This window comes from Vogesella sp. EB (assembly GCF_001037925.1).
GTDB classification, from domain to species: Bacteria; Pseudomonadota; Gammaproteobacteria; order Burkholderiales; family Chromobacteriaceae; genus Vogesella; species Vogesella indigofera.
In genome coordinates this window covers 1-209 of record NZ_LFDT01000075.1, presented here as the reverse complement: position 1 = coordinate 209, position 209 = coordinate 1, and the positions used below count along the sequence as shown (strand labels likewise).

The 209-nt window shown below is 60.3% G+C and carries 1 pseudogene; it reads left to right on the top strand.

Annotated features, from left to right (window positions below):
* Positions 1–209: pseudogene (locus ACG97_RS17415) on the top strand (transposase); the annotation flags it as partial.

The following is a 209-nucleotide window of genomic DNA, read 5'->3' as shown; positions in this document are numbered from 1 at the left end:
GATGCAGAACGGCTACGTCGAAAGCTTCAATGCCAGATTCCGCGATGAGTGCCTGAATGAGCATGTCTTCGATTGTTGGCAGAAGCGCGGCAGATCATTGCGGCTTGGCGGGACGACTACAACCAGGTGCGCTCCCACGGCGCGATTGGCCGGATACCGCCAGCAGTGTTTGCGGCACGCTACCGCCAGCAGCGGGCCACCGAACTATC